This window comes from Streptomyces sp. NPDC048258 (assembly GCF_043201995.1).
In the GTDB taxonomy this organism is placed as follows: domain Bacteria; phylum Actinomycetota; class Actinomycetes; order Streptomycetales; family Streptomycetaceae; genus Streptomyces.
In genome coordinates, this window is sequence record NZ_JBICZH010000005.1 from 119,310 (window position 1) to 139,373 (window position 20,064).

Genomic DNA, 20,064 nt, shown 5'->3' on the forward strand with positions numbered 1-20,064 from the left:
CGCAGGAGGGAAGCCTAACGGGCGGCCAGCGCCCGTTCTCCCGCCGCCCTCATGGCGGCGAGCGGCGCCTGGGTGCGGCCGGTCATCTGCTCGACCTGGAGCACGGCCTGGTGCACGAGGAGGTCCAGTCCGCCGACGACCTTGCCGCCGCGCCGGTCCCACGCCGCCGCGAGGGCGGTCGGCCACGGGTCGTAGAGGACGTCGAAGAGGGTGCCCGCCGTGTCCGGTACGGACGCGGCCAGGGCGTCCGTCGTACCGGCCGGGGTCGTCGCGATCACCAGCGGCGCGGACAGCGCCTCGGCCGCCTCGGACCAGTTGGCCGTGCGGACGGCGACGCCGAGCCGCTCGCCCCACTCCCGCATCTCGTCGGCGCGGGCGTGCGAGCGGACGTACGCCGTGACCTCGCCCGTGCAGATCCGCGACAGCGCGGCAAGCGCCGAGGAGGCGGTGGCGCCGGCGCCGAGGATGGCGGCGGACGGCACCTTCTCGATGCCGCGCTCGTGGAGCGCGGCGACGATGCCCGGGATGTCGGTGTTGTCACCGAGGCGCCGGCCGTCCTCGGTGAAGACGACCGTGTTGACCGCCTCGACCGAGGCGGCCGTGTCGCTGATCCCGTCGAGCAGCGGGATGACCGCCCGCTTGAGCGGCATGGTCAGCGACAGTCCGGCCCACTCGGGGCCGAGGCCGGCGACGAACTCCGGGAGCGCGGCCTCGTCGATCTCGAACCGGTCGTACGACCAGTCGTCGAGGCCGAGCTCCTGGTAGGCGGCACGGTGCAGCACCGGCGAGAGGGAGTGCTCGATGGGCGAACCCAGCACCGCGGCCCGTATCCGTGACATGTCCTGCTACCCGCCGTTCTTCTGCTTCTGCCGTGCCTGGAACTCGTCGACGAGCTTCAGGTGCTCCTCGTAGGTCTGGGTGAAGGTCGTCTTGTCGCCGTCCACCGACACGAAGAACATCCAGCCGCCGTGGTCGGGGTTGAGCGTAGCGCTCAGGGCGTCCGCGCCCGGGTTCCCGATCGGGCCGGGAGGCAGTCCCTTGACGAAGTGCGTGTTGTAGGGGTGGTCGAGCGCCCTCGCCTCCTTGATGGAGAAGTTGATGTCGCTCTTGCCCTTGATGTAGTTGTACGTCGAGTCGAATTCGAGCTTCTGGTTCGTGACGTCGTTGGTCTTCTTGAGGCGGTTGTAGACGACCTCGGACATCTTCCGGAAGTCGTCGTGGTTCTTGCCCTCGGCGTTGACGAGGCTGGCGACCGTGACCACCTGGAGCGGGTTCTCCAGACCCAGCTCCTTGGCCTTGCCCTCGACGCCCAGCTCCGAGTACCTGTCGGACGCGTTCTTGACCATCTGCTTGAGCAGGGACTCGGGGGTGCTGTCCTTGCTGAGGTCGTACCGCGCCGGGTACAGGAAGCCCTCGAGCGGGTCCATGAGCTTCGGGCTGTTGCCCGCCCAGGCCGGCAGTCCGAGGTTCTTGGCGTCGCGCAGGGCGATGTCCTTGGTGGTGCCGTCCGGCTTGCCCAGCTTCTTGTCGATCGCCTCGTACACCTTGGAGTTGCGCATTCCTTCGGTGATGGTGATGACGTTCAGCTTGCTGGGGTCGATCATCAGCGCGACGGCGGCCGCACCCGACATCTTCTTCTTCATCGAGTAGACGCCCGGCTGGATGGACTTGCCCTTGGGGTTGATGCCGGCCGCGGTGGTGAACGCCTCCACGCTCGCCACGACGCCGTGCTTCTTGAGGATGTTGCCCATCTGGGCCAGGGAGGAGCCCTTGGGGATCTCGACGTCGATCGTCTCGCCGCTGCCCTCGCCCACGTAGTCCTCGGCCGTGGCGAACCTGTCCTTGAGGTAGGTGTAGCCGTAGTAGCCGCCACCGCCGAGCACGCCCACGATCACCAGCGTGGCGATCAGACAGGCGGCGCCGCTGCGCTTCTTGGGCTTGCCGCCCTTCGAGCGGCCGCCACGGCGGCCGCCGCCGGGCTCGTCGCCGTCGTCGTCGCCGTCACGGCCTCCGCCGCCGGCGAAGAGGCCGCTCTCGGGCTCCTCCTCCTCCTGCTGCTCCGCCGGGTCCGGATCCGGCCGGCGCCGGCCCGGGGGCTGCGGCGGCGGGAAGGCTTCCGGCGTGGCGTACAGGTCAGGGGCCTCGCCGGGGTAGCCGGCTGCGGGCTGCTGGGCGTACGGGTCCACGCCCGCGTACGCATCGACCTGCGCGGCGGCCAGGTACTGGCCCTGGCCGGTGTCCCAGCCCTGGGAGTCGTACACCGGCTGCTGGGGGGCCTGGGGAGCGTAGGCCTGCTGCTGCTCCTGGTACTGCGGGTACTGCCCCTGCTGCGGGTACTGCTGCTGCGGCTGCGGCTGCTGCATGTACTGCTGCTGGCTCTGTGCGTGCTGCGGGTACTGCTCGGGGTACGGCTGCTGGTACTGCGGCTCCTGCTGGTACCGCTGCTGCGGATCGCCGCCGTACGGCGCCTGGCCCTGCTGGGTCTGGGGCCCGGTCCACCCCTGGTCCCCGTACAGGGGATCCTCAGGGTGCCACGGTTCGGAGCCACGGCCCCGGCCATACTCAGTCATCGGTCCCCTAGAGCCACGAGACGAAGGCGACGGCTGTTCGAATGCCGTCTCATCGCGCGGAACGTTACCGTATCGCGATCAGACAACCACTTCGACGCACTCACCGGGCGGATTACCCGATACCCGTTCGGTCTCAAGAGCGTTCTGAAGGATCACCACTGCGGCTGCCTGGTCGATCACCGACCGGCCCTTCTTCGCGTTCCTTCCCGAGGCCCGCAGACCCTGCGCCGCGGTGACCGTCGTCATCCGCTCGTCCACCAGACGGACCGTCACCGGCTTGATGCCCTTGGCCAGTTCGTTCGCGAAGGCGCGTACCTTGGCCGCGGCCGGCCCCTCCCGCCCGCTGAGCGAGCGGGGCAGGCCGACCACGACTTCGAGGGGCTCGTACTCCTCGACGAGCTGCCGCAGCCGCCGGTGGGCGAAGGGGACGTCCCGGCCCGGAACGGTTTCCACCGGTGTGGCCAGGACCCCGTCGGGGTCGCACGAGGCGACCCCGATCCGGGCGTCCCCGACGTCGATCGCGAGGCGGCGGCCGCGGCGCAGAGTCATCGTCAGGCCGTCTCTACGACGAGACGCTCGACGGCGCTGATCGCCTCCGGGATGGCGGCCGGGTTCTGGCCACCGCCCTGGGCGACGTCCGGCTTGCCGCCACCGCCGCCACCGAGGGTCTTGGCGGCCGTACGGACCAGGTCGCCGGCCTTGAGACCGCGCTGGCGGGCGGCCTCGTTGGTGGCGATGACGGTCAGCGGGCGGCCGCCCGCGGTGGTGAACAGGGCCACGACGGCCGGCCGGTCGCCCTGGATGCGGCCGCGGACGTCGAGGACCAGCTTGCGCAGGTCGTCGGCGCCGGTGCCGTCCGGCACCGTGCCCACGACGAGGGCGACGCCGCGGATGTCCTGGGCGTTCTCGGCGAGCCCGGCGGCGGCCTGGAGGACCTTCTCCGCGCGGAACTTCTCGATCTCCTTCTCGGCGTCCTTCAGCTTGCCGAGCATGGAGGCGATCTTCTCCGGCAGCTCCTCCGGACGGCCCTTGACCAGCTCCTGGAGCTGGGCGACGACCGTGTGCTCCTTGGCGAGGAAGTTGTACGCGTCCACGCCGACGAGGGCCTCGACGCGGCGCACGCCGGAGCCGATGGAGGACTCGCCGAGCAGCTTCACCAGACCCAGCTGGGCGGTGTTGCCGACGTGCGTGCCGCCGCACAGCTCCTTGGAGAAGTCGCCGATGGTGACGACGCGCACGCGCTCGCCGTACTTCTCGCCGAACTCGGCGATGGCGCCCTGCTTCTTCGCCTCGTCGATGCTCATGATCTCGGCGGTGACGTCGAGCTCGCGGGAGAGCACGTCGTTGATCTTCTGCTCGACGTCGGTGAGGACCGTGCCGGGGACGGCGTTCGGCGAGCCGAAGTCGAAGCGGAAGCGGCCGGGCGAGTTCTCGGAACCGGCCTGGGCGGCCGTCGGGCCGAGGGCGTCGCGCAGCGCCTGGTGGGTCAGGTGCGTGGCCGAGTGGGCGCGGGCGATGGCCCGGCGGCGGCTGACGTCGATGGCGGCGTACGCGGAGGCGCCCACCGTCACCTCGCCGACCTGGACGGAGCCCTTGTGCACGGAGACACCGGGGACCGGCTGCTGCACGTCGCGGACGACGATGACGGCGCCGGAGTCGAGCTTGATGCGGCCCTGGTCGGCGAGCTGGCCGCCGCCCTCGGCGTAGAACGGGGTGCGGTCGAGGACGACCTCGACCTCGTCGCCCTCGGAGGCGGCGGGCGCGGAGACGCCGTTGACCAGGAGGCCGACGATGGTGGACTCGCCCTGGTTGGTGGCGTAGCCGGTGAACTCGGTGGCGCCGGCCCGGTCGGCGATCTCACGGTACGAGGAGACGTCGGCGTGGCCGGTCTTCTTGGCCTTGGCGTCGGCCTTGGCCCGGTCGCGCTGCTCCTGCATCAGGCGGCGGAAGCCCTGCTCGTCCACAGAGAGGCCCTGTTCGGCGGCCATCTCCAGGGTCAGGTCGATCGGGAAGCCCCAGGTGTCGTGGAGCAGGAACGCCTTGTCGCCGGAGAGGACCGAGCCGCCGGCGGCCTTGGTCTCGGTCACGGCGGTGTCGAGGATGTTCGTGCCGCCCTTGACGGCCTTGAGGAAGGCGGCCTCTTCGGCGAGCGCGACGGTCTCGATGCGCTTGCGGTCGGTGATCAGCTCGGGGTACTGCTGCCCCATCGTGTTGATCACGACGTCGACCAGGTCCTGGACGACCGGGCCGGTGGCGCCCATGAGGCGCATGTTGCGGATGGCGCGGCGCATGATGCGGCGCAGCACGTAGCCGCGGCCCTCGTTGCCGGGGGTGACGCCGTCGCCGATGAGCATGACGGAGGTGCGGATGTGGTCGGCGACCACGCGCATGGACACGTCTGTGTCCTTCGCGGCGCCGTACTGGACACCGGTCAGCTCGGTGGCCTTGTCCATGACCACGCGCAGGGTGTCGGTCTCGTACATGTTCTGCACGCCCTGCAGGATCATGGCGAGACGCTCGAGACCGAGACCGGTGTCGATGTTCTTCGACGGCAGGTCGCCGAGGATCGGGAAGTCTTCCTTCCCGTCGCCGGCGCCGCGCTCGTACTGCATGAAGACCAGGTTCCAGATCTCCACGTAGCGCTCGTCGTTGACGGCCGGGCCGCCCTCGACGCCGAACTCCGGGCCGCGGTCGTAGTTGATCTCCGAGCACGGGCCGCAGGGGCCGGGGACGCCCATGGACCAGAAGTTGTCCTTCTTGCCCAGGCGCTGGATGCGCTCGGCGGGGACGCCGATCTTCTCGCGCCAGATCTGCTCGGCCTCGTCGTCGTCGAGGTAGACGGTGATCCAGAGCTTCTCGGGCTCAAGGCCGTAGCCGCCGTCCGCCACGGAGCTGGTCAGCAGCTCCCAGGCGTACTTGATGGCGCCTTCCTTGAAGTAGTCGCCGAAGGAGAAGTTGCCGCACATCTGGAAGAACGTGCCGTGGCGGGTGGTCTTGCCGACCTCTTCGATGTCCGGCGTACGGACGCACTTCTGCACGCTGGTGGCGCGGGGGGCCGGGGGCTTGGTCTCGCCGAGGAAGTACGGCTTGAAGGGGACCATGCCCGCGTTGACCAGCAGCAGAGTCGGGTCGTCCGCGATGAGCGACGCCGAAGGGACAACGGCGTGACCGCGCTCCTCGAAGAAGCTCAGCCAGCGGCGGCGGATTTCAGCCGACTCCATCAGTGGTCCTCATTCCGGTTGTACGTAACCGCCGAGCGGTTCGATCGGTGGGTGGTCTTGTCGTTGTCGATGGCCCTCAGCCGCCGCGGCCCCGGGAGGGCGGTGACGTTGTCGGGCCGATCGGGATCCTGGGTCAGCCCCAGTGCATCGTTCAGCTCGTCCTCGCGCTGCGTCATTCCCGCTTTGACGTCGAGGGCGAAGTCCTTGAGGCGGTGGCCCGCCTCCAGCGCCTTGTCGGCGGCCTGGGCGGCAAGGCTCTCCGGCGTCAGCTTCTTCAGCTGGCGGTTGACCTTGGTGGTGGCCCACACGCCGGCGGCGGCGCCTGCGGTGAACCAGAAGGCTCGGCGGAACATCGGCTGTCAGCCCTTCTGCTTCCGGCGCCGGGCCGCCGGCACCGTACGGCCGACGATCACGGTACGCCGGGTGGTCTTCTGCGGCGCCTCGTCCGTCCGGCCGAGCGCCTTGCGGACGCCGTAGCCGAAGGCCGCGACCTTGACCAGCGGTCCGCCGAAGGTGGAGGCCACGGTGGAGGACAGCGCGGAGGCGTTGGAGGTGACCTCCTGGACGTCGCTCGCGATCGCGTCGACCCGGTCGAGCTGGGTGCGCGCGGAACGGACGGTGGTGGAGGCGTCGGCCAGCAGCGGAACGGCCTGGTCGGTCACGTCGGCCACCAGCTTGGTGGTCGCCTTGAGCACCTGCGCCAGCCTCACCAGCACCACGGCGAGGAAGGAGACCAGGATGGCCCAGAAGACGGCCACGAGGATCCCGGCCACCTCTCCACCGGACACGTCACACCGCTCTCTGTCTGTACTGGGAGTCTGCACTTGAACTGCTGAAGGATTCGCCTCCGACCCTATCGCGCCGGAGATCCCCGGCCGTACCGGAATTCCGGGACCGACGGGTTCGCTTTGTACGCAGCGCTTCCGGACCAGTACTCTCCGTGTCCCATGCGCCAGAGACCGCTTCCCCACACCGCCTGCGGCAATCTTCCCTCGGAGCCGGGCGGGTTCGCCGGGCGGGGTGCCGAACTGGCCGGGCTGGGGCGGCTCCTGGACTCCTCGCGGCTGGTCACGGTGACCGCCGTGGGCGGGGTGGGCAAGTCGCGGCTGGTGCTCGCGGCGGCCGGGGAGGCGGCGGAGCGGGCGCAGGAACGCTACTGCGATGGCGTGTGGCTGGTCGAACTGGCGAACGTACGGGATCCGGCACTGCTGGAGCTGGCCCTCTCCGAGGCGCTCGGGGCTGACCGACCACACCACCCGGCCGCTCCGGACCGTCCTGGCCGAGCACCTGGCCGAGCGGCGGCTGCTGCTGGTCCTGGACGGGTTCGAGTAGCTGGTCGACGAGGCCGCCGGGCTGGTACGGGAACTGCTGCGCCGCTCCCCCGGCCTGCGGGTGCTCGCGGCGGGCCGGCGCCCGCTGGACCTGGAGGGGGAGCTGGTCTTCCCACTGGCCCCGCCCGCCCCGGAGGAGGCCCTGGCCCTGCTGGCGGCCCGGGCCACCGCCGCCGATCCTCTGGGCGGGCTGCGGCCGGCTCGCAGAGGGCCGGCACTGGCTGGACCGGTCCCTGGAAGCCGCGGAGCAGCCGCTGGAGTACGAGAGCTCCCGACTGAAGGCGCTGTGGGTGGTGGGCTACGTCGCGGCGCTTCAGGGGGACCCGGTGGCCTCGATGAGCGCCCTGTACGAGTGCCGGGACGCGGCGGCGCGCAGCGGGAACGCGGTGGCGGCCGCGTACGCGGTGCACCGGCTGGGCTGTCTGGCGCTGGTCTCGGACGACATGGCGCGGGCCCGTGAGCTGCTGGGCTCGGCGCTGGAGCGGTACCGGGAGGCCCGGGAGCTGAACAGCAACGTGCTGATGTGCCAGGTGGAGCTGGCGATGGCGATGGCCTTCCAGGGAGAGGCGGCGGGCGCGCTCGCGCTCTGCGAGGAGGTCCGGGAGATCTGCGAGGAGCGCGGGGAGCGCTGGACGAAGGCGTACGCGCTGTACGTCCTCGCGTACACGGCCCTGGACTCCGGGGACGCGGCGGAGGCGCGCCGGCTGCTGACGGAGTGCGTGACGGTCAACCACGTCTTCCACGATCTGGTCGGACTGGTGCTCGCGCTGGAGCTGCTCGCGCTGGTCGCGGTCGCCGAGGGCGACCCGGCCGAGGCGGCGGTGCTCCAGGGCGCGGCGGAGCCGATGTGGGGCGGGGTGGGGCTGCAGCTGTTCGGCTCGGGGTACTTCAACGCGCCGCGGCTGATGTGCCAGGAGCGGGCGGGCGGGCTGCTGGGCGCCGAGCGGTACGCGGCGTACGCGGCCGAGGGGCGGGAGCTGAGCCGGGAGGCGGTGGTGGTGCGCGCGCAGCGCGGTCCCGCGGAGCGGAGCGCGGATGCTCCGGAACGCGGAAAACCCGCCGCCCCCCGGAGGGGACGACGGGCTTCCACCAGCCTGTGAGGCCTACACCTGCATCAGCGGGCGTAGTACTCGACGACGAGCTGCTCGTCGCAGATGACCGGGATTTCCTTGCGGTTCGGGTCGCGGTCCAGGCGGAAGGCCAGAGCCTTCAGGTTGACCTGCAGGTAGCGCGGGGTCTCGCCCTCGCCTGCGTAGCCACCCTCACGGGCAACCTGGAACGGAACCTTCTCGCGGCTGCGCTCGCGCACCGTGATGACGTCGTCCGGGCGGACACGGAACGACGGCTTGTCGACCTTGCCACCGTTGACCTCGATGTGGCCGTGAACGACCATCTGGCGGGCCTGGTAGATGGTGCGGGCGATGCCCGAACGCAGAACCAGGGCGTCGAGGCGACGCTCGAGCTCGACGACAAGCGCCTCGCCCGTCTTGCCTTCGGCCTTCTTGGCGCGGTCGTACGCGCGGGCCATCTGACGCTCAGAGATGTCGTACTGAGCGCGCAGACGCTGCTTCTCCAGCAGACGAACCTTGTAGTCCGAGTTCTGCTTGCGGCCACGGCCGTGCTCGCCCGGCGGGTAGGGGCGGGCCTCGAAGTACTTGACGGCCTTCGGGGTCAGCGCAATGCCGAGGGCACGCGACTTCTTGACCTTGGGTCGCTTCTGGTTCACGTGGAACCTACCTCCATGTAAGTTAGGTGAGGCTTACCTTAGCGAGGAGGACGTAATGTCTCGACCACATGGGATCCCCCTGCCCAGTGCGCGTCGAAGTTCAGATCCAAACGAAACAGGATCTGCTTTCGACGACGATAAGCAAGGTCAGCCGCGTCCCAGGGAAGGCGTTCGGCAGCTCACCGGAGCCGAACGCGTACGAACCCTCGTAGAGTCCAACGCCTCAGTATCCCTCACGATCCCGGGTGCTTACGACCAGGACGAGCTCGGGACAGGGGTGCCGGCCGCACGGACCGTCACCCCGGACGGGGACGTGATTCTCCTTGTTTCCGGGGAATCCGCGGCTGCCAGGGCAGCCGCTCACGCCCAGGACGACGACCTCACCGCCGTGATCGAGATCACGGATGTGGCGCCGGTGTCCGTGGCCCATCGTATCCGAGGCCGCGCGTGGCTCGCCGGGTGGCTGACGCCGGTGCGCGGCGACGACCGCGCGGCCTGCGCGGCGCTGCTCGCGGAGCGCCATCCGGTGGGTGAGCTGCTGGGGCTGGCCGAGTCCCGCTGGAGGCTGCTCCGTCTGGAGGTCGGCGAGATCTCGGTCGACGACCTCTGGGGCGCCGAGCACGTGGATCCGGAGGACATGGCCGCGGCGGAGCCGGACCCGATGGTCGCCCACGAGGCGGAGCTCCTGCAGCACCTGCACTCCGCCCACGGCGACCGGATCGGCGAACTGTGCGGGCTGCTGGGCCCGCGGGAAGCCGGGGACCTGACGGCCGTGCCGCTCGCGCTGGACCGCCTGGGCCTGCGCGTCCGCTTCACGGGCGGCGCGGCCGGCTCCTTCGACGCCCGCTTCGACTTCCCGGAGCCGGTGGCGGACATCTGCGGCCTGCGCCGGGCGATGCGCACCTTGTTCTCGGCGGCGGGCCACTAGGAGGTGTCTCGCCGCACGGGGCGAGCGACGGCGCCCCGTCCTCACTCCCCGCGCAGCCGCTCCCGGACCTTCTCCACCACATCCGCGTACCGCGCCTCCGCCCCGTACCGCGTCGGCTCGTAATACCGCTTCCCGTGCACGGAATCAGGCGCGTACTGCTGGGCCGCGATACCCCCCGGCACATCGTGCGGGTACACATACCCCTGCGCGTGCCCCAGCTTGGCCGCGCCCTTGTAGTGCCCGTCCCGCAGGTGCGGCGGGACCGAGCCCGCCAGCCCGCCCCGTACGTCGGCCAGCGCCGCCCCGATCGCGGTCGTGGCGGTGTTCGACTTCGGGGCAAGCGCCAGCGCGATCGTGGCGTGCGAGAGGGTCAGCGCGGCCTCCGGGAAGCCGATCATCGCCACCGCCTGGGCCGCGGCCACCGCGAGCGGCAGGGCCGTCGGGTCCGCCAGGCCGATGTCCTCGCTCGCCGAGATCATCAGGCGGCGCGCGATGAACCGGGGGTCCTCCCCCGCGTCGATCATGCGGGCCAGATAGTGCAGCGCCGCGTCCACGTCCGAGCCGCGGATGGACTTGATCAGCGCGCTCGCCACGTCGTAGTGCTGGTCGCCGTCCCGGTCGTACCGGACGGCGGCCCGGTCGACCGCCTCCTCCACCGTCTGGAGGCTGATCTCGTCCTCGCCCTTGGCGATGGCCGACCCGGCCCCCGCCTCCAGCGCCGTCAGCGCCCGCCGGGCGTCGCCCCCGGCGATCCGCAGCAGGTGCGCCTCGGCGTCCGCGGGCAGGGTCACCGCCCCGCCGAGCCCCCGGTCCTCCTGCAGCGCCCGCCGCATCAGCGCGCTCAGGTCCTGGTCCGTCAGCGGCTCCAGCGTCAGCAGCAGCGAGCGCGAGAGCAGCGGGGAGATGATCGAGAAGTACGGGTTCTCCGTGGTCGCGGCGATCAGCGTCACCCAGCGGTTCTCGACGGCCGGGAGCAGCGAGTCCTGCTGCGCCTTGCTGAAGCGGTGGATCTCGTCGAGGAAGAGGACGGTGTCCTTGCCGTAGCCGCCGGCGGCTCGCTTCGCGCCCTCGATGACCGCCCGTACCTCTTTGACGCCCGCCGTGATGGCGGACAGCTCCACGAACCGCTTCTGCGTGGCCTGGCTCACCACATACGCGAGGGTGGTCTTCCCGATGCCCGGCGGGCCCCAGAGGATCACCGAGGAGGCACCGGCCGGACCGCCCGCGCCCTCCCCGACCAGCCGCCGCAGCGGTGATCCGGGCTTCAGCAGGTGCTGCTGGCCGACGACCTCGTCCAGGGTGCGCGGGCGCATCCGGACGGCGAGCGGAGAGCTCGCGGGATCCTTCTCCTGGCGGTCTTCGGCAGCTGCGGTGAACAGGTCTGGTTCCACACCGAAAGCCTATGCGAGGCCACTGACACTCCTTTGACACTCCTTACGAGGTCCAGAAGTCCCACCAGCGCGTCAGGATCAGCATCCCGATGATCCCGATGTGCAGCACCGGCAGCACCCAGGTGAACTCGTCGAAGAAGCCCTTCAGCCAGCCCGGTGCGGGCAGCAGCCCCTGGCGCACGTTGTGCGAGGTGACGTACCAGAACATCAGGATCGTGGCGACCCAGGCCAGGCAGCACCACAGGCAGAGCGCGTTGATGTTGTACAGCGACTGGTACATCAGCCAGGCGCAGAAGACGACCCCGAAGAGGGTGCCCGCGTTCAGCGTCAGCCAGTACCAGCGGCTGAACCGGGCCCCGGCGAGCATGCTCATGCCGACGCAGATCACGATGCCGTAGGCGACCAGTCCCAGCATGGGGTTCGGGAAGCCGAAGGCGGCCGCCTGGTCGCTCTTCATGATGCTGCCGCAGGAGACGATCGGGTTCAGGCTGCAGCCCGGGGTGAAGTTCGGGTCCTCCAGCAGCTTGAACTTGTCGATCGTGATCACCCAGGAGGCGAGCAGACCCGCGGCCCCCGTGATCACCAGCAGCCAGGCCAGCGCCCGGCTGCCCCCGACGGTGGTCCTCGGGGCGGTGTCCGCGTCCGTAGGTCGTGTCGTCATACCGCCCACTCCACATCTGCAAGGTCGACAAGCACCGATCATTCTGCCGTACGAGGCTGTGTGTCCACCGTTCGACGGACATAAGGACGTACGCACGGGGGGACCGGCGCAGCGGGTTCCGGCAGAGCATTCGAGTCATGACACGGAACGCGGTGGAAGTGCGGGGGCTTCGCAAGCAGTACGGCGAGGTCACCGCGGTCGACGGACTGGACCTGACGATCCGCCGGGGGGAGGTCTTCGGCCTCCTCGGGCCCAACGGAGCGGGCAAGAGCACGACGGTGGAGATACTCCAGGGCCACCGGGAGCGGGACGGCGGTGAGGTCCGCGTCCTGGGCGCGGACCCGGCGACCGCCGGGCGGACCTGGCGGTCGCGCGTCGGCATCGTCTGGCAGGACGAGTCGGCGCCCGCCGAACTGACGGTACGGGAGACGGTCGAGCACTTCGCCCGCTACTACCCGGCCCCGCGCGACCCGGCGGAGGTGATCGCCCTGGTCGGCCTGGAACAGAAGCGTGACCAGCGGGTGAAGGGCCTCTCCGGCGGCCAGCGCCGCCGGCTCGACGTGGCCCTCGGGGTCATCGGCGATCCGGAGCTGCTGCTGCTCGACGAGCCGACCACCGGTTTCGACCCGGCGGCCCGCCGCCAGTTCTGGGACCTGATCCGGCTGCTGGCCGACGGGGGCACCACCATCGTGCTCACCACGCACTACCTGGAGGAGGCCGAGGCCCTCGCCGACCGCCTCGCGGTCGTCGCACGCGGCAAGGTGGTCGCCGAGGGCGAACCGGCCGGTCTGCGCGCCCGCTTCGGCACCGGCGCCACCGTCGAGTGGACCGACCCCGACGGCACTCCGCGCGAGATCCGGACCGAGACCCCCACCCGTACCGCCCGGGAGCTGATGGCCCACTTCGACGGGGAGATCCCGGGCCTGAAGATCACCCGCCCCACCCTGGAGGACGTGTACCTGCGCCTCACGGGCCAGCTCACCCCGCAGGAACCGCAGCCGGAGGAAGCACGATGACCACCAACGCCACCGTCACACGGGCAGCCGGGGCCCTGCCCGGAGCCTGGGCCCTGGGACTGAGCCGCGGCGCGCTGGAGATCAGGCAGTTCGTCCGCCAGCGCGACGCCCTGATCTTCACGTTCGCCTTCCCCGTCGTCTTCCTCGCCCTCTTCGCCTCGATCTTCGGGGACGCCGTCGAGGGCACCGGGATCACCGCCTCCCAGCTCTACGCGGCGGGCATGGTCGCCGCGGGCATCATGTCCACCAGCTTCCAGTCGCTCGGCATCTCCATCGCCGTCGAACGCGACGAGAAGGTGCTGCGCCGCCTGCGCGGCACCCCGATGCCCCCGGCCGCGTACTTCCTCGGCAAGGTCTGGATGGTGCTCGTCACCGGGCTCGCCGAGACCGCGGTCCTGCTGCTCGTCGGCTCCACCCTCTTCGGCCTGGACCTGCCGTCCTCCGCGTCCAAGTGGCTCACCTTCGCGTGGATCTTCGCCCTCGGCCTGACGGGCTGCGCCCTGCTCGGCATCGCCATCAGCAGCCTGCCCAAGTCCAGCAAGAGCGCCAGTTCCGTGGTCGTCCTGCCCTTCCTGATCCTCCAGTTCATCTCCGGCGTGTTCATCCCCGTCCACCAGATCCCCGACTGGCTGCTGAACATCGGCGCGCTGTTCCCGCTCAAGTGGATGTGCCAGGGTCTGCGCGGGGTGTTCCTGCCCGAGTCCGCCGCCGTCCTCGAGCAGGCCGGCGGCTGGGAGTACGGGAAGACGGCCCTCGTGCTGGGAGCCTGGGTCGTCGGAGGATTGGTGCTGTGTCTGCTGACCTTCAAGTGGAAGAGCCGGCGCGACGGTTGAGCGGCTTCACGAAGTCGGCCGGAGCGCGCGAGTCCCACGTCTGGGACCGTGCGTTCCTGCCGTGGGACCTGTACTTCGGGGTCGTGTGGCTGGCGACCGTGGCCCTCGTGCTCGGCGCCGAGTTCCCCTCACGGCCCTACCGGATCCCGGCCGTCGTCCTGCTCGCCCTGCTGATCCCCTGGTACGCGTGGGCCGGACGGCCGCTGCTCCTGCTGGAGCCGAACGCCGAACCCCGCCGCTCCGCCCGCTACCTGGGCGTGGCCCTCGTGCTCTTCCTGGCGGCCGCGTCACTGGTCGGCGAGACCCGGCTGATCACCTTCGCGCTCGCCCCGCACTTCTTCATGCTGGTGCCCCTCCGCCGGGCGGTGGCCGCGATGGCGGTGGTGGCCGCGGTTCCCGTGGCCGGGTGGGCGCTGCTGTGGCGGCCCGAGGGGCACGAGATCTTCCTCAGCGCCGTGGGCGCCGTCACCACCTTCGCCTTTTCCGCTTTTCTCGGCGGCTGGACCATCCGCGTCATCGAGCAGAGCGTGCACCGGGCCGCGCTGATCGCCGAACTCGACGCCAGCCGGGAGGAGGTGGCCCGCCTCTCCGCCGAGCGCGGCGCCCTCGCCGAAAGGGAACGCATGTCCCGCGAGATCCACGACACCCTCGCCCAGGGCTTCACCAGCCTGCTGATGCTGGTGCAGGCCGTGCAGTCCGAGCTGGACACGGATCCGGCCGAGGCCCACCGCCACCTGGAGCTGATGGCGGTGACCGCCCGGCAGAACCTGGCCGAGGCCCGGGCCCTGGTCTCCGGCGGGGCGCCCGCCGACCTGGACGCCGGTTCGCTGCCGGACGCGGTACGCCGTCTCGCGGCGCGGCACGACCCGCCGGCGGCCGTCACCGTGACGGGGAACGTCCGGCCGCTGCCGCCCGCGCTGGAGGTGGTGGCCCTGCGCACGTGCCAGGAGTCCCTGGCGAACGCGGCCAAGCACGCGGGCCCGGATGCCGTCGCCGCGCTGTCCCTCACCTACGGTGAGGCGGAGTTGACGGTCTCGGTCCGGGACTCCGGCCGGGGCTTCGATCCGGCGGCCCCTTCCCCCGGCTACGGCCTGCGGGGGCTGCGCGCCCGGGCGGCGGAGGCCGGCGGCACCGCGTCGATCGACAGCGCGGTGCCCGGGGGCACCACCGTCACCGTCACCCTCCCGATCCGCTGAGGAGCCGTACGACATGATCCGCATCCTGCTGGCCGACGACCACCCGGTGGTACGGGAGGGCCTGCGCGGCATGCTCAGCGCCGAGCCGGACCTGGAGGTCGTCGGGGAGGCCGCCAACGGACCGCAGGCCGAAGCGCTGGCCGCGCGGCTGGTCCCGGAACTGGACCTGATCCTGATGGACCTTCGGATGCCGGGCGGCGACGGCGTGGAGTCCATCGCGCGCATCACCGCGGCCGGGCTGCCGGTCCGGGTGGTGGTCCTGACCACGTACGAGAACGACCGGGACATCCTGCGCGCGGTGGAGGCGGGCGCGGCGGGGTACCTGCTGAAGGACATGGCGCGGGCGGAGCTCGCGGAGGCGGTCCGCGCGGCCGTCCGCGGCGAGACCGTCCTGGCCCCGTCGGTCGCGGGCCGCCTGGTCGACCAGCTCCGCACCCGCCCGGAGCGGCCCCGGCTCTCGGAGCGGGAGGTGTCGGTCCTGCGGCTGGTCGCGGAGGGCTCGACGAACGCGGAGATCGGCCGCCGGCTGTTTGTGGCGGAGTCCACGGTCAAGACCCACCTGCTGCGGATCTTCGGCAAGCTGGAGGTCACGGACCGCACGGCCGCGGTGACGACGGCCATGCGACACGGCCTCCTGTAGCCGCCTCCGCCGCCCACGGGCTCCGCCCCGGGGTCTTTTCAGCCCCGTCGGCGTTTGAGGCGCGGGTCCGGGCTGAGCCCGGTTTCGGGAAGGGGCGGGGTGGGGGAAGCCCCGCGCAGCGGTTCCCCCCACCCCGCCCCACCGGCGGTGACCGTCAGGCCAGGCGGGCCTGGACGGTGGCGACCAGATCGGCGAGGGCCACCGGCCCCTGTTCCCCGGACTCCATGTCCTTCAGCTGGACCAGGCCCTCGGCCAGGTCACGCTCACCCGCGACGACGGCGAACCGCGCACCCGACCGGTTCGCGTCCTTCATCGCACCCTTGAGGCCCTTGCCCCCGTACGCGAAGTCGGCCGCGACCCCGGCCCGCCGCAGCTCGGTCACCTTCCCGAACAGCACCCGCCGCGCCTCGTCGCCGAGCGCGACCGCGAAGACCGAGGTCGACGCGGGAATGTCCAGCTCCACGCCCTCGGCCTCGAGCGCGAGCACCGTACGGTCCACACCCAGCGCCCAGCCCACCGACGGCAGTGCCGGGCCGCCGATCATCTCGGACAGGCCGTCGTAGCGGCCGCCGCCGCCCACCGCGGACTGCGAGCCCAGACCGTCGTGCACGAACTCGAAGGTGGTCCGCGTGTAGTAGTCCAGGCCGCGCACCAGCTTCTCGTCGTCCTCGAAGGCGACCCCGGCCGCCGTGATCAGCGACCGCACCTCCTCGTGGTACGCCTTGCAGCCGTCGCACAGGTAGTCCCGCAGCATCGGCGCGCCGACCAGCTGCTTCTGCACGTCGGTCCGCTTGTCGTCGAGCACGCGCAGCGGGTTGATCTCGGCCCGGCGCACGGTCTCCTCGTCGAGGTCGAGACCGCTCAGGAAGGTCTGGAGCGCCTCCCGGTACACCGGGCGGCACTCCTTGTCGCCCAGCGAGTTCAGCAGGATCCGGAAGTTGCGCAGGCCCAGCGAGCGGTACGCCTGGTCGGCCAGGATGATCAGCTCGGCGTCCAGCGCCGGGTCCTCGGCACCGATCGCCTCGGCGCCGACCTGCGAGAAGTGGCGGTAGCGGCCCTTCTGCGGCTTCTCGTAGCGGTAGTACGAGCCCGAGTACCAGAGCTTGACCGGCAGGTTGCCCTTCTTGTGCAGGCTCGCCTCCAGCGCCGCGCGCAGCACGGAGGCCGTGCCCTCGGGCCGCAGGGCCAGCTGGTCGCCGCCCTTGGTCTCGAAGGCGTACATCTCCTTGGAGACGATGTCGGTCGACTCCCCGACACCGCGGGCGAAGAGGCCCACGTCCTCGAAGCCGGGGGTCTCGATGTAGCCGTAGCCGGAGTTGCGCAGCGGGGCGGAGATCGCCTCTCGCACCGCCAGGTACTTCACGGAGACCGGCGGGATCAGGTCGTACGTGCCCTTGGGGGCCTGAAAAGTAGCCACGAAACTCTCGTCACATTCCTCGTCGTGGAGCGGCGATGCCGTCTCCCAGGCCGGCGGCGACCTCCCGCAGGTACGGGTTGGTCGCGCGCTCGCGGCCGATGGTGGTCTGGGGACCGTGGCCGGACAGCACCACGGTCGAGTCGTCGAGCGGCAGGCACACGCGCGCCAGCGACTCGAGGATCTCGGCGTGGGAGCCGCCGGGCAGGTCGGTGCGTCCGATGGAGCCGGCGAAGAGCAGGTCACCCGAGAAGAAGACCGGCGGAACGTCGGCCAGCTCGGGCATCCGGAAGGTCACCGACCCCTTGGTATGCCCCGGCGCGTGCGCCACGGAGAAGTCCATTCCGGCCAGTTTCAGGCCGGCGCCGTCGGTCAGCTCACGGACGTCGTCCGGCTCGCCCACGGTCAGCTCGCCCATGAGCGGCATCCCGATGGAGCGGCCGAGGGCCTTCTCCGGGTCGCTCATCATGTAGCGGTCCTCGGGGTGGATCCAGGCCGGTACGTCGTGTGCTCCGCACACCGGGACCACCGAGGCCACATGATCGATGTGGCCATGGGTCAGCACGACCGCGACGGGCTTGAGCCGATGCTTCTTCAGCGTCTCCTCGACACCCGGCGCGGCTTGGTGGCCCGGGTCGATGATGACGCACTCCTCACCGGCGGCGGGGGCGACCACGTAACAGTTGGTCCCCCAGGCCCCGGCGGGGAACCCGGCAATCAGCACGTTCGTCCTCAATCGTCGTCCGGCGGGAGGCTGCAGTTCGGAATGCTGCTGCTCAGAGCCTACCGGCGCCCCTCATTACACAGCGAACCCATATACGGTACGGCCTAACCCAGCCCGGACAGCAGTACCAGAGACGCACAAGGAGACGACCCGGTGGTCACGAGCGATCAGCGACGGCGACAGCTCGCCAGGGAGAAGTACGAGCGTCAGCAGAAGCGCCGGGCCGAGGCCCGGCGCAAGGCGCGCCAGCGCATGGCGATCATCGGCGCGGCGGTGGCCGTGGTCGTCGCGGCCCTGGTCGGCCTGATCGTCGGCGGCGTGTTCGACAAGGACACGAAGGACCAGGCGGCCGACCCGGCCGCGAGCCCGTCGGCCTCGCCGACGCCCAAGAAGTCCCCGTCGCCCGAGATGGCCATCGACCAGAAGGCGAAGTACACCTTCGCCCTGAAGACCAGCGCGGGCGACATCAGCTTCGCGATGGACGCGGCGAAGACCCCGCAGACCGTGAACTCCTTCAAGTCGCTCGCCGACAAGGGCTTCTTCGACAACACGAAGTGCCACCGGCTGACGAGCGGCGGGATCTTCGTGCTCCAGTGCGGCGACCCCGAGGGCACCGGCATGGGCGGCCCCGGCTACACCATCCCGGACGAGAACCTGGACTCGCTCGGCAAGGCGAACGAGCAGGGTCAGGTGATCTACCCGGCCGGCACGGTCGCGATGGCCAACACTGGCCAGCCCGGCTCGGGCGGCAGCCAGTTCTTCCTGGTCTACAAGGACAGCCCGCTGGCGCCGTCGTACACCCCGTTCGGCAAGATCGACGCCGCCGGGCTGAAGGTCCTGGAGGACATCGCCAAGGCCGGTACGGCCGACGGCGGCCAGGACGGGGCCCCGAAGAACGAAGTGAAGATCGAGAAGGGCACCGTCACCCAGAACTGACCGGAAGCAGGCTGCCCCCCGGGCCCCGGCCCGCGTCCCGCGCGTACGTCGATATTCCGTCGTGCGGGATGCGGACAGCCGGCCCGGCGGTCGCCTATGTTGGCGTTGTGCAGGGCGGGCGCTGCCCGCCCCAGGAAACTGTGGACGATGCCCAGGGGGTGAACCCCTCGCAAGGCATCAGGTGGAGGAGGCGCTGTGAGCAGCGACCCGTGGGGCCGAGTCGACGAGACGGGCACCGTGTACGTGCGTACTGCCGATGGCGAGAAGGTCGTCGGCTCGTGGCAGGCGGGCACCCCTGAGGAGGCCCTGGCCTATTTCGAGCGCAAGTACGAGGGCCTGGTGGTCGAGATCGGCCTCCTCGAAAAGCGGGTGCGGACCACCGATCTGTCCGCCAAGGACGCGCAGACGGCGATCGACCACCTGCGCACGCAGGTCGACGAGCACCATGCCGTGGGCGACCTCGACGCACTGCGCGTACGGCTGGACAAGCTGGTCGCGACCGTGGAGTCGCGGCGCGAGGAGCGCAAGGCGCAGAAGGCCAAGCAGACGGACGAGGCCCGCACGGCCAAGGACGCGCTGGTCGTCGAGGCCGAGGAGCTGGCGCAGAGCGACCAGTGGCGCAGCGCGGGCGAGCGGCTGCGCGCCCTGGTGGACATCTGGAAGGGTCTGCCGCGACTGGACCGCAAGTCGGACGACGAGCTGTGGCACCGCTTCTCGCACGCCCGCTCCGCCTTCTCCAAGCGCCGCAAGGCGCACTTCGCGTCGCTGGACGCGCAGCGCGAGGATGCCCGCAAGGTCAAGGAGAAGCTGGTCGCGGAGGCCGAGTCGCTGTCGAAGTCGACCGACTGGGGTCCGACGGCCGCCCGCTACCGCGAGCTGATGGCGGACTGGAAGGCGGCGGGCCGGGCGCAGCGCGAGTCCGAGGACGACCTGTGGAACCGTTTCCGCGGTGCGCAGGACGTGTTCTTCGCGGCGCGCAGCGAGGTGTTCGCGGAGCGCGACGCCGAGCAGGTGGAGAACCTGAAGCTGAAGGAGGAGCTGGCCGACGAGGCCGAGAAGCTCCTCCCGATCACGGACCTGAAGGCGGCCCGTGCCGCGTTCCGCTCCCTCAACGAGCGCTGGGAGGCCATCGGCCACGTGCCGCGGGACGCCCGGCCGAAGGTCGAGGGCCGGATGCACACGGTGGAGCGGGCCATCCAGGAGGCCGAGGAGGGCGAGTGGCGTCGTACGAACCCGGAGGCGCGGGCGCGTGCGGCCGGTCTGACGGGCCAGCTCCAGGCGGCCGTCGACAAGCTGCGTGAGCAGATCGACGCGGCGCGCGCCGCGGGCAACAACGCGAAGGCCGACAAGCTGTCCCGGGAGCTGGAGGGCCGCCAGGCCCTGCTCGACCAGGCGCTGAAGGGCCTGGAGGAGTTCGGCGGCTGAGCACCCCCCTTTGCGCCTAAACCGGCGCCGCTCTCGCGGAGGTGGTTGCTCG

General features: G+C 70.9%; 18 protein-coding genes and 1 pseudogene. 8 read left to right on the forward strand and 11 right to left on the reverse strand.

The genetic code is table 11. The annotated features are described in order from the left end of the window. Positions 1–14 precede the first annotated feature (14 nt). From ACGFYQ_RS14220 to ACGFYQ_RS14245, 6 genes are all read right to left on the reverse strand, one after another. A complete protein-coding gene (locus ACGFYQ_RS14220) occupies positions 15–839 on the reverse strand; it encodes a shikimate dehydrogenase (RefSeq protein WP_393743523.1) in 825 nt (274 codons plus the stop codon). Between the two features lie 6 nt (positions 840–845). Then, a complete protein-coding gene (mltG, locus tag ACGFYQ_RS14225; RefSeq protein ID WP_393743525.1) occupies positions 846–2,570 on the reverse strand; it encodes an endolytic transglycosylase MltG in 1,725 nt (574 codons plus the stop codon). A 78-nt stretch (positions 2,571–2,648) separates the two neighbouring features. Next, positions 2,649–3,119 carry a Holliday junction resolvase RuvX gene (gene ruvX / locus ACGFYQ_RS14230; protein WP_362397068.1) on the reverse strand — a complete coding sequence of 157 codons (471 nt, stop codon included), beginning with the start codon at positions 3,117–3,119 and terminating at the stop codon, positions 2,649–2,651. Between the two features lie 2 nt (positions 3,120–3,121). Next, positions 3,122–5,791 carry an alanine--tRNA ligase gene (alaS, locus tag ACGFYQ_RS14235; RefSeq protein WP_393743528.1) on the reverse strand — a complete coding sequence of 890 codons (2,670 nt, stop codon included), beginning with the start codon at positions 5,789–5,791 and terminating at the stop codon, positions 3,122–3,124. Further along, on the reverse strand, positions 5,791–6,144 hold the full coding sequence (locus tag ACGFYQ_RS14240; protein WP_393743530.1) for a DUF6167 family protein: 354 nt from the start codon (positions 6,142–6,144) through the stop codon (positions 5,791–5,793). The genes alaS and ACGFYQ_RS14240 overlap by 1 nt, the downstream gene beginning before the upstream one ends. 6 nt (positions 6,145–6,150) lie before the next feature. Continuing rightward, positions 6,151–6,579, reverse strand: a complete 429-nt coding sequence (locus ACGFYQ_RS14245) for a DUF948 domain-containing protein (protein WP_362397076.1) — start codon at positions 6,577–6,579, stop codon at positions 6,151–6,153. A 159-nt stretch (positions 6,580–6,738) separates the two neighbouring features. On the opposite strand from ACGFYQ_RS14245, the pseudogene ACGFYQ_RS14250 reads away from it, so the two are divergent. Beyond that, positions 6,739–8,222: pseudogene (locus tag ACGFYQ_RS14250) on the forward strand (hypothetical protein). 14 nt (positions 8,223–8,236) lie between these two features. On the opposite strand, the gene rpsD reads toward ACGFYQ_RS14250, so the two are convergent. After that, on the reverse strand, positions 8,237–8,848 hold the full coding sequence (gene rpsD / locus ACGFYQ_RS14255; protein WP_030294564.1) for a 30S ribosomal protein S4: 612 nt from the start codon (positions 8,846–8,848) through the stop codon (positions 8,237–8,239). A gap of 277 nt (positions 8,849–9,125) precedes the next feature. Between rpsD and ACGFYQ_RS14260 the strand changes: the two genes are divergently transcribed. Continuing rightward, a complete protein-coding gene (locus tag ACGFYQ_RS14260) occupies positions 9,126–9,776 on the forward strand; it encodes a DUF2470 domain-containing protein (protein ID WP_393743533.1) in 651 nt (216 codons plus the stop codon). A gap of 41 nt (positions 9,777–9,817) precedes the next feature. Here ACGFYQ_RS14260 and ACGFYQ_RS14265 read toward each other — a convergent pair whose 3' ends face one another. Next, on the reverse strand, positions 9,818–11,167 hold the full coding sequence (locus ACGFYQ_RS14265; RefSeq protein WP_393743535.1) for a replication-associated recombination protein A: 1,350 nt from the start codon (positions 11,165–11,167) through the stop codon (positions 9,818–9,820). A gap of 43 nt (positions 11,168–11,210) precedes the next feature. Continuing rightward, on the reverse strand, positions 11,211–11,828 hold the full coding sequence (locus tag ACGFYQ_RS14270) for a vitamin K epoxide reductase family protein (RefSeq protein WP_393743537.1): 618 nt from the start codon (positions 11,826–11,828) through the stop codon (positions 11,211–11,213). Positions 11,829–11,965: 137 nt separating this feature from the next. Between ACGFYQ_RS14270 and ACGFYQ_RS14275 the strand changes: the two genes are divergently transcribed. From ACGFYQ_RS14275 to ACGFYQ_RS14290, 4 genes are read left to right on the forward strand one after another with little or no spacing between them, the layout of a single operon-like run. Further along, complete coding sequence (locus ACGFYQ_RS14275; protein ID WP_393743539.1) at positions 11,966–12,844, forward strand: ABC transporter ATP-binding protein; 879 nt, start codon at positions 11,966–11,968, stop codon at positions 12,842–12,844. Continuing rightward, positions 12,841–13,677, forward strand: a complete 837-nt coding sequence (locus ACGFYQ_RS14280; protein ID WP_393743541.1) for an ABC transporter permease — start codon at positions 12,841–12,843, stop codon at positions 13,675–13,677. Before ACGFYQ_RS14275 ends, ACGFYQ_RS14280 begins: the two co-directional genes overlap by 4 nt. Further along, entirely contained in the window at positions 13,674–14,873 is a 1,200-nt protein-coding gene (locus ACGFYQ_RS14285) for a sensor histidine kinase (protein WP_393743543.1), read from the forward strand. The genes ACGFYQ_RS14280 and ACGFYQ_RS14285 overlap by 4 nt, the downstream gene beginning before the upstream one ends. A 13-nt stretch (positions 14,874–14,886) precedes the next feature. Then, complete coding sequence (locus tag ACGFYQ_RS14290) at positions 14,887–15,513, forward strand: response regulator (protein ID WP_393743545.1); 627 nt, start codon at positions 14,887–14,889, stop codon at positions 15,511–15,513. A 154-nt stretch (positions 15,514–15,667) separates the two neighbouring features. Here ACGFYQ_RS14290 and hisS read toward each other — a convergent pair whose 3' ends face one another. Then, complete coding sequence (hisS, locus tag ACGFYQ_RS14295) at positions 15,668–16,930, reverse strand: histidine--tRNA ligase (protein ID WP_393743547.1); 1,263 nt, start codon at positions 16,928–16,930, stop codon at positions 15,668–15,670. 10 nt (positions 16,931–16,940) lie between these two features. Beyond that, positions 16,941–17,651, reverse strand: a complete 711-nt coding sequence (locus tag ACGFYQ_RS14300; RefSeq protein WP_393743549.1) for an MBL fold metallo-hydrolase — start codon at positions 17,649–17,651, stop codon at positions 16,941–16,943. A 153-nt stretch (positions 17,652–17,804) separates the two neighbouring features. Here ACGFYQ_RS14300 and ACGFYQ_RS14305 point away from each other — a divergent pair, with 153 nt between their 5' ends. Together ACGFYQ_RS14305 and ACGFYQ_RS14310 are read left to right on the forward strand one after the other, a co-directional pair. Further along, positions 17,805–18,587 carry a peptidylprolyl isomerase gene (locus ACGFYQ_RS14305; protein ID WP_393743551.1) on the forward strand — a complete coding sequence of 261 codons (783 nt, stop codon included), beginning with the start codon at positions 17,805–17,807 and terminating at the stop codon, positions 18,585–18,587. Positions 18,588–18,782: 195 nt separating this feature from the next. After that, positions 18,783–20,012: a DUF349 domain-containing protein gene (locus tag ACGFYQ_RS14310; RefSeq protein WP_393743553.1), complete on the forward strand. Its 1,230-nt coding sequence runs from the start codon at positions 18,783–18,785 to the stop codon at positions 20,010–20,012. The last annotated feature ends 52 nt before the right edge of the window (positions 20,013–20,064 follow it).